Origin of the sequence: Bacillus sp. NPDC060175, from assembly GCF_042728695.1 — a bacterium.
GTDB lineage: Bacteria > Bacillota > Bacilli > Bacillales > Bacillaceae_G > Bacillus_A.
This window is the reverse complement of sequence record NZ_JBHWYR010000045.1, coordinates 35,776-44,907: the sequence shown is the minus strand read 5'-3', so window position 1 is coordinate 44,907 and position 9,132 is coordinate 35,776. Positions and strand designations below refer to the sequence as shown.

The 9,132-nt window shown below is 33.8% G+C and carries 10 protein-coding genes; 3 read left to right on the top strand and 7 right to left on the bottom strand.

All coding sequences use genetic code 11. The features are described from left to right. Positions 1-72 precede the first annotated feature (72 nt). Positions 73-1,122, bottom strand: coding sequence for a ribosome small subunit-dependent GTPase A (gene rsgA / locus ACFWDE_RS20585; RefSeq protein WP_377894358.1), 1,050 nt, complete (start codon positions 1,120-1,122; stop codon positions 73-75). Positions 1,123-1,304: 182 nt separating this feature from the next. After that, a complete protein-coding gene (locus ACFWDE_RS20580) occupies positions 1,305-1,832 on the bottom strand; it encodes a DinB family protein (RefSeq protein WP_377894356.1) in 528 nt (175 codons plus the stop codon). Positions 1,833-2,028: 196 nt separating this feature from the next. Here ACFWDE_RS20580 and ACFWDE_RS20575 point away from each other — a divergent pair, with 196 nt between their 5' ends. After that, the gene (locus ACFWDE_RS20575) at positions 2,029-2,376 is read left to right on the top strand and encodes a DUF4257 domain-containing protein (protein WP_377894353.1); all 348 of its coding nucleotides are present in this window, start codon (positions 2,029-2,031) and stop codon (positions 2,374-2,376) included. An 84-nt stretch (positions 2,377-2,460) separates the two neighbouring features. Next, complete coding sequence (locus tag ACFWDE_RS20570) at positions 2,461-2,685, top strand: hypothetical protein (protein WP_375370675.1); 225 nt, start codon at positions 2,461-2,463, stop codon at positions 2,683-2,685. 192 nt (positions 2,686-2,877) lie between these two features. Here ACFWDE_RS20570 and ACFWDE_RS20565 read toward each other — a convergent pair whose 3' ends face one another. Together ACFWDE_RS20565 and ACFWDE_RS20560 are read right to left on the bottom strand one after the other, a co-directional pair. After that, positions 2,878-4,053, bottom strand: coding sequence for an MFS transporter (locus ACFWDE_RS20565; RefSeq protein WP_377894351.1), 1,176 nt, complete (start codon positions 4,051-4,053; stop codon positions 2,878-2,880). Between the two features lie 49 nt (positions 4,054-4,102). After that, a complete protein-coding gene (locus ACFWDE_RS20560; RefSeq protein ID WP_377894348.1) occupies positions 4,103-5,038 on the bottom strand; it encodes an aldo/keto reductase in 936 nt (311 codons plus the stop codon). A gap of 107 nt (positions 5,039-5,145) precedes the next feature. On the opposite strand from ACFWDE_RS20560, the gene ACFWDE_RS20555 reads away from it, so the two are divergent. Next, a complete protein-coding gene (locus ACFWDE_RS20555; protein ID WP_377894345.1) occupies positions 5,146-5,454 on the top strand; it encodes an ArsR/SmtB family transcription factor in 309 nt (102 codons plus the stop codon). Between the two features lie 40 nt (positions 5,455-5,494). Here ACFWDE_RS20555 and ACFWDE_RS20550 read toward each other — a convergent pair whose 3' ends face one another. From ACFWDE_RS20550 to ACFWDE_RS20540, 3 genes are all read right to left on the bottom strand, one after another. After that, on the bottom strand, positions 5,495-6,445 hold the full coding sequence (locus ACFWDE_RS20550) for a serine protease (protein ID WP_377894344.1): 951 nt from the start codon (positions 6,443-6,445) through the stop codon (positions 5,495-5,497). A 184-nt stretch (positions 6,446-6,629) separates the two neighbouring features. Further along, positions 6,630-6,917: an AbrB/MazE/SpoVT family DNA-binding domain-containing protein gene (locus tag ACFWDE_RS20545; RefSeq protein ID WP_000648281.1), complete on the bottom strand. Its 288-nt coding sequence runs from the start codon at positions 6,915-6,917 to the stop codon at positions 6,630-6,632. 119 nt (positions 6,918-7,036) lie between these two features. Continuing rightward, positions 7,037-8,917, bottom strand: a complete 1,881-nt coding sequence (locus tag ACFWDE_RS20540; RefSeq protein WP_377894343.1) for an ABC transporter permease — start codon at positions 8,915-8,917, stop codon at positions 7,037-7,039. Between the last annotated feature and the right edge of the window lie 215 nt (positions 8,918-9,132).

The window sequence follows — 9,132 nt, the reverse complement described above, 5'->3', positions numbered from 1 at the left end:
GTCTATATATATGAATAATATTATTATAAAATTTACAAATACAAAAAACCAAAGGAATAGTCCTTTGGTTTTTTACATCTTTTTATCTTGCTTAGAAATCTTCTTCCACTTATCACGCTCAGCTCTTGCCAGAATAGCATCTTGTTTTCTCATAAAATACGCCAATTCTCTTTGCAATTTTTTATAGCTTTGCAAACGATTTATCGTCGTTAGCCCGTTATCAATTGCTTTATGCACTGCGCATCCTGGTTCATTCTCATGTTTACAATCTCGGAAGCGGCATGTTTTTGCAAGTTCTTCAATATCAGAAAATGTTGTTTGAATTGCATTGCTTCCTTCCCAAAGCTGCAACTCCCTCATGCCAGGAGTATCAATGACTAAGCCCCCACTCGGTAGTTGGAACAGCTCACGATGAGTTGTCGTATGCCGCCCTTTACTATCTTCCTCACGTATATCTCCCGTTTTCGCTATCTCAATTCCTACGAGTGCATTTAACAAAGTAGATTTTCCAACCCCCGATGAGCCGACTAAAGCAATTGTTTTTCCTGAAGCAACAAATTGTTGTAACGAGTCAATACCTGTATGCTCTAAACTATCGACGACGAAGATCGGAACACCAATTGCAACAGCTTCCGTTTCTACGATTTTTTGTTCCACATCTTCACATAAACTACTTTTTGTTAAAACAATAACAGGCATTGCACCACTTTCATACGCTAATAGTAAATAACGCTCCAGCCTTCTTACGTTAAAATCATGGTTAAGTGCATTCACTAAAAATAAATAATCTACATTTGCTGCAATAATTTGTTCTTCAGTTCTATTACCAGCTTCTTGTCTTGAAAAAGAACTTCTTCTCGAAAAAATACGATGAATGATTGCCTTTTGTTCATTTTCTATTTTCTTTATATACACCCAATCACCAACCGCTGGGTAATCTCCTCTCGTTACCGCTTCATGCCGAAACTTCCCAGACAGTTCTGCCATATATTCACCGTCATTACAAATAATCCGATATATATGCTTATGTTCAAGTAAAATACGTCCTACTTCATAGTTCTCAACAGCTTGTTCTTCAAAAAAAGAATCCCAGCCGAACGATTCTAAAATATTTTGATTCAAATTGATATCCTCCCTAGTTTGAACTCAGTGGAAGGATTGTGCGCTCACTTATAGAGTATCGCCCTTTCCGTCCACCTTTGTATTTGGTTTACTATTCATATAAGTCAATTTCGCCATAATACATCACCCCGTTCTAATTTTAATTACTCTCATTATATGGAATATCACGTTAAAAAGCTACTTTATTTAACGTAATTTTCAAATAACTTATTTTTCAGCATTTTAATTTGTCCGCGATGACTAATTTCATCTTCTAGCACGTGAAACCAAAGGTAGTGCTGATTATATGCTACACCATTCGGCCACTTTCTTTCTGACATTAGCCATTCATCATCCCGTTGTCTCAAATACTCTAATGTTTCTTCTCGAACTTTCTGTAAAAGTTGTACATAATACTGTATTTCATAACCACGGATAGATCTCCCCGCTTCCCCTAAATACAGTGCATCTTCCCATACTTCTAATTCTTCTTTTGTAAAATCACGATTTTGAAAAGAAATAAGCTGATGGACTTTTTCTATAGCCGCTATATGCTTCAGTAAAGCACCAATTGAATTCTCACCACTCGGCATTATTAAATCCAATTGCTCCACTGCTAAATCCTCTATTTCCTGTAATGTTACTGCCCGCGTATGCTCCATCATACTTACAAGTTCCCCTATATTTTTTGTATAACCATCTACACTTCTTATTCGATAATCTATATACATTTCACGCACCCCTTTCTGAATTCATATTAATGAAAAAAAGCTTCATATAATAGACTGAAATATATCAGATTTTTCTGTTACAATTAAATTGAACAAGCAATTAGCTAGAACAAACTTTCTCAATATGCTTATATAAAATTAAAAAAGGAATATATATTTAGTAAACGAATCTTATTCACTAAAAGGAGTGGATTCGATGGAAATGTATCAATGGCTAACTGCTGTTCTAGTTGGTGGCGTTACTGGCTTCGTTTCCCATCTAATCAATAACCAAGGTAAGTTATTGCTTCCACGCCGTTTAAAAACATTTTTCCACTTTGGGTTTTTAACCGATATATTTACCGGTAGCCTAGCTGCACTTCTTGGACTTGTTTTATTCGATGTCACCTTAATTAAAGAAATTATAAAAGTATCTATTGTAACCGCTATTTCAGGCCAAACATTTTTACTTCATCAAGCTCTAGGTGGTGAACAGGCTAAAAACACGCAAATTGGGAAAGCTGATGAGAAAATTCAAGAACTTGACAAATTATTACGACGTTAATCTATACTTTCTTTAAAAATTATTGTTATAATGAAAAATAAATATTTTCTATTGCGTCGTTTGTCAGAAGAAAGGGTGTTTCGTATGACAAAAAAGAAAATAGAAGATTTCTTAACAAACTCCGAAAAAGAGGAACTGCTAGAAAACTATAAATGTTTACGAGAAGCCCGCACAAAAAGCGAAGCTAACTATTTTGGTGAGGCAGTAGACCATCTATTAAATAAAGTAAAAAAACGTGTTATTGAAGAAGCTGGAATACATGATGAAAATGCAGCAACTGTTCAATCAAAAAGAAAAGCACTGTTTTAGTAAATTAGCTAAGACAGTGCTTTTTATTACGGTATTTTTCACATTACTTTCACATCTATTTCACAAATATAAGTAGTCCTATATGTTAAACTAAGTATATCCTTTTCCAAGGAACTATATGCCGATATATAAATCCCTATCTCTTTAGGGATTTTTTATTTTTTGGATTTCCCCGATTTATTTTTAAAGGCTTTATGATGCAATTCCTGTTTCACTATCTTCATTAAGCTTTTCACTTTTTCTAAACAAAAATAAAGCTCCTATATATAGTAACGCAGTAAAACTACCTACAAGTATAAAATTGTGAGATGCTGCAAATAACATTCCTGCTATTGCCGCTCCAATCATTTGGCCAATATACATAGAAGCATTAGCAAGAGCGGCTCCTGTTCCTCTTGCTATACTAGACATATTTTGTAAGCGCCCCATCATCAATACAAACAAAATTCCTGTCACAAAAAATAAAACAAAGAAAAATAACTCTACAAATATAATGTTCTTTAAATGAGGAAGTATGACATATAGCACTGCTGTAAATACAATTCCACCATAGAAAGAAAGGTTATAACCAATTTTATTTACGATTCTCGGCCCAAAAATGTTACCGGTTAAATTTCCTAATCCTAATACGAGCATAGCTGTACCTACTTCATGAACTTGTAAGCCAAATTGACTGGAAAGCCACACACCAAAGAATGAAAATGCTGCAAAATTACCAGTTTGAAAAACAAAATATGCAAAATAAGAAAGTGAAACCTTTGAATCTCTAAGTAATTGCTTATAGCGCTTTAATATATTTTTTTCATTTCCACCTATTTGAACTGGTTGTATTTCTGGTAATGTAACATAAATAAGAACGACAAGTAGTACTGATAATATACCAATGACGAAGAATGGTGTTGTATAATGTATCGTTGCTAAATATGCTCCAATTGGCAGTCCTAAAATTTGGGAGATTGATAACCCTGCTGTTGCAATTCCAATTGCTTTTACAATTTGCTTCTTCTCTATAAGGAGCGGAATAGATGCCCATACTTGTGGAGATACAAAAGCTGCACTTACACCTGCTAAAAATCTAAATGTTAGCATCCATAAAAAACTCGGTGCCATTCCACACAAAAATGTACTTAATGCAAAAAAACTCATTCCTAATACCATCACTTTTTTTCTGTTTAAGCCATCTGATATAGGACCAGCGATAAGCGCAAATCCAGCGTATCCTAAAGCATATGAACTCACCATCCATCCTGATAATTCAGTTGATACATGATACACCTGTTGTAATGTTGGCAAAAGTGGTGAAATTAAGAAAGTATCTGTACCAATCATAAACATTATCGTAAAGAATACAGCTAGCACTCTTTTCATTTAAACCTTCCCCTTTTATATAAAAAGAGGGCACTGTCCCTCTTTTCAACTAATCTTCTAATATAGATCCAATCTCTTTCATAACCTTTTCATTCAATGAAACATCCACTGCTCTTACACTTTCTCTTATTTGCTCCGCTCGCTTCCCGCCAGGAATAACAGTATCAATTCCTTTTTTGTTTAATAACCACGCTAAAGCTAAATTCGATACTTCGAGATTCTTTTCTTTAGCTAAGCCTTTTAACTTCTCAACTTTCTTAAAGTTACTCTTATATGTATTTTCTTCAAATAGATTTACACTTTGACGCCAATCCCCTTCACTCAATTTGAAATCTTCTGTATATTTTCCGCCTAGTATCCCAAAAGCAAGAGGCCCGTACGGAATAAATGAAATACCTGATTCTATACAATATGGCAAAAGTTCTTCCCCAGCAGCACGATCCAATATATTATACGGTGATTGTACAACATCTATATGTCCGTGCTGATTCGCTTCTTTTAATTGCTTTACATTAACGTTAGATATTCCAATTGAACGAATTTTCCCTTCTTCTTTTAGGCGAGTAAGCTCTCCAATTGAATCTATGTAACTTGTTTCAGAATTTGTAAAATGTAAATAATATAAATCAATATAATCAGTTTGTAATCTTCTTAAGCTATTTTCCACAGCATTTCTTAAATAGCTTGGTTCATTATTAATATAAACCTCTCCATTTAATAACGGCTGTATTCCACCTTTTGTAGCAAGTACAACTTCGTGGCGTTTTCCTTTCAATACTTCCCCTACCAATTCCTCTGATCTACCGAAACCGTATGAATCTGCTGTATCAAAAAATGTAATCCCTTGCTGGATCGCTTCTTCTATTAATCGTTTTCCTTCTTCCTCATTCACATCAGCATATAAATTATGTCCCCCTACAGCGTTTGTCCCTAACCCTAACTTTGAAATATTTAGTCCTGCCTTTTGCAATTTTGTATACTTCATTTTTTCTCCCCCTATATTTCTATTGTTCGAATATAGTCGAACAATAGAAATATAGCACTTTATATGCTATAGTGCAACTAGAACAACTTATACAAGTAGGTGAAATAATGCGAACACTATACCATCCGAACCGAGAAGAAATTCAATTCTCTTCAGTCTTATATGCACTTAGCGATCAAATTCGTTTACAAATTGTAAATATGTTACTTGAGAAAAATGAACAATCTTGTGGCGCGTTAAACATCCCTATCGCGAAATCAACTTTATCTCATCATTTCAAGGTTTTACGTGAATCAGGTGTTATGTATACACGCCTTGAAGGAACACAACGTTTCATTTCAATTCGTGAAGAAGATTTAAATACTAGATTCCCTGGTTTATTAGATGTTGTAATACATGCGACAGAACCATACTAAAAAACATCTCATATAAATATGAGATGTTTTTTAGTAATTACTATTCTTTTAATAAATCTATTAATCCATTTCCTTCAGATGTACGTTCATACCCTAAAGGTACAGTCTTTTTTATAAGTTGTGCGTATATTTCCGGCTCTGATAATTTTCTACCGTACTCTCTCTCGCACTGCTTTATGAGAAGTGCTAACGCCCCAGCAACATGCGGCGTCGCCATTGAAGTACCACTTAATACTGCATATTTCCCCTCTGGATACGTAGACAGTATTTCATCACCCGGCGCTACTAAATCAATTTCTTGATTTGAATTACTAAAGCATGAAATTTTCCGCTCTAAATTAACAGCACCTACTTCGATTACTTCAGAATAAGCACCTGGAAAATCTAATTCTTCCGTATCATCGTTACAATCCCCATCATTTCCAGCAGCGCATACGACAAGTACGTCTTGTTTTACCGCATTTTGAATAGCTTCATGTAATCCTGGTACATCTTGCGGACCACCAAGTGACATTGAAATAATTCTCACTTTCTCTTTATTCGGTCCTCTCCAATTTACAGCATAATGAATGGCCTCAATAATTTGCTCATAGCTTCCAGAACCGTCTCCAGCTAATACTTTTAAAACTAACATTTTAGCAAGTGGCGCTACACCTAAAACACCGACACCATTTTCAGTCGCTGCGATTGTCCCCGCTACATGAGTACCATGCCCATTATTATCAAGATAAATTTTCGGATCACCTTCATAATCTTTTGTAAAATTTCTCCCACCAATAATACGATCTTTTAAATCTACATGATTTATATCACAACCTGTATCTAAAACGGCAACGACAATGTCTTTCCCTTTCGCACTCTTTTCCCATACTTGCGGAGCATGAATCAGCTGTACACCTGGTGGAATTTCATTTACTTGTTCAACCACTTTATTTACAGTAAACGGAATTAATTTAATGCCTTTTTGTTTATTCGCTGTACTACTATTCATCGTAATCCCTCCTGAAAATATATTATTTTCATTTCAGACCACTATTGAATGCGTTTATATTTAACTTTCGTTTTATTCGTTCTATTTTCCTTCCTCTCAAATATTTCTCAATAAACAAAAGAAAAGGACCCATTAAATGGTCCTTTTCTTTTTCAGTTTTTCAATAGAATAATATAAATTAAGACTAAATCTCACTCTTTTTCAAAAACTGCTCAATTTCTTTTATTACATGTTTTGCGCCTTCTATACTAACAGTAATGTTTCCATTTGCTAATGAAATATTTTGGTCTGAAACATCACCTGTTATTTGACAAGCATTGTAAGGTTGATATTTTTGTAAAATGACTTTGTCTTCTTCTACAAAAATTTCAAGTGGTGATTTGATTTGTATTCCTAATACATCTCGTAATTCTTTAGGAATAACTATCCGTCCCAATTCATCTACTTTTCGAATAATTCCTGTTGCTTTCATGTTACTCCCCCCTTACTCTCTATTATTTTTTTCACCTCGCTATTTTCATTTTATCACTATATATTTGGTAATGCCTTACTCTTTTTAGAAAATATAGTACAAAAGTTAAAAAAACACATTTAACGAATATTCAATCTTTCTTTCAATTGTTTTAAATAACGAGCTCGTATAATGACGAAATACAAAACTTGAATACTTACAAAAATACTTAATACAATCGTATTCTCTTTAAACAGTGAGTACTCAAACATTTGTCCTAACGCAGTTAATGCTACTGCCCCATGTAATGTTGCAACTCCAACTGGAACGAAGAATAAAAGCGCTAAGCGGATTGTGACTACTTTCGATAATTCCCCTCTCGTCAATCCAACTTTTCGAATCATTTCAAATAAACGAGTATCGTCCTCCAAATCTGAAAATAAACGGAAGTAAAGGAAGCTTCCTGCACAAACGAAAAATACAATACCAATAAAGAAACCTACAAATAAAATGGGTCCTGCGATTTGTAAACTTTGATTTTGATCGTACTCTTCTGCACTAAACGTTGCATGTTCTTGATAAGGCTTAATCTGATTCGTAAGCTCTTTACCAACCTCAATTTCATCTTTTGTTCCTTGTGTTTTATACATATAATCTTTTTCTTCTTTAAATCCATCTTGTAATGAATCATATTGATTTTTAGAGATTACATAAACATTACCTCTTAGTATTTTACTTAATGAAGAAGTATTAACTTTTTTCACATTTAAAGGTTCATTCACATTTGGTAAAGTAATTTCTTTCCTTTCTTTCATGGGTGGTCCTGGTATTTCGACTGACAAAAATAAAGCCTCTTTATTTGATACAGTATTAAATGGTTCTCCTGTTAACTTTGCATATTCCTTATAATCTGATTCTTTTATAAAACTGGCGCTTCTTAACGACTGCTCCTCCGTTGTCTTCGATGAAATATTTATTTTTGAAGCTGCTATATTATGTTTCTTTAATCCTTCGTCAATAATTTTCAGATGCTGTGACTCATTGCTATTACCTTGCTTAGAATGATAGTGAAACGCAATTGGTCTGTCCATAATTTCTTTCGTCATCGAAGCAAAACCAACCAATGTACCTATTGCTGAAAATGCTACAGTTGAAATAATCGTTACAATAAAGAACATTCTCGCGTTATCTCTCATACGGTATGCTAAATCTGACAAAGTAATAATATTTGTCTGTGTCCAATAGAAACGTTTACTTTTTTTACATAGTCGAATAATAAAGACGCTCAACTGCTTGTACAGCAAATACGTACCGATAGTGACTACCGTTGTAACAGGAATCATCATAATAAATACCATTGCACCATGTGACATAAGAGCGCCTACATACCCAACACTAAGCAATACTACTGCTAATATAGAAGAAATTATAGATGCCTTCGGTTCTGGTTTCGCCTCTGCTGATCCTCTAAACAATTTCATGATTTTATTTTTACGAACCATTCCTGCACTGAACAATGAAATAATCATAAATAATACGAAAAACATAATACTCGTTACAACAATCGCTTTCATCGGTATGTAATAGGATAAAGAAATATCTAATTTTAAAATCATCGGGGCTACAAAAATTAATATCCCTGAAAATAACATACCTGAAAGAATCCCAAAAATAATTGCCCCTATTCCAATCATGATATTTTCAAAGAAGATAAGACGCTTTAATTGATATTTCGTCATACCTAGCATCATTAAAATTCCTAGTTCACGCTTTCTCGTTTTCAAAAACATTCCCATTGAATATAAAATAAAGAAGAATGTAAATAAGTAAATAATAGACTGTGCAAAAGACATACTTATAAATACGTACTTCCCTAATTCTCCCGCACTTAATGCCGGATGGAACGCAAAAAATGAATATACAAAAAAGGCCATAATGGCAAATGCACTACTCAAAAAATAAGCTGAGTATGTTCGTCTATTTCGCGTTACATTTCGAAATGCGAGTTCTCTAATGTTCATACTACTTCTCCGCCCTTCTACTAACTATGTTCTTATATTAGTAAAGTACGGAAATACCTTCCATCGATTCAAATGACAAAAACCTTACATTATTGAAAGGTTTAAAAAATTGCTTACACGAAGCAGTTTCATTATAATGACTACATTCATATTCATACACACATCCTATTGTATATTCGTTAGTTTTGCGAAATAATAAAGGATAGAAGTATGTA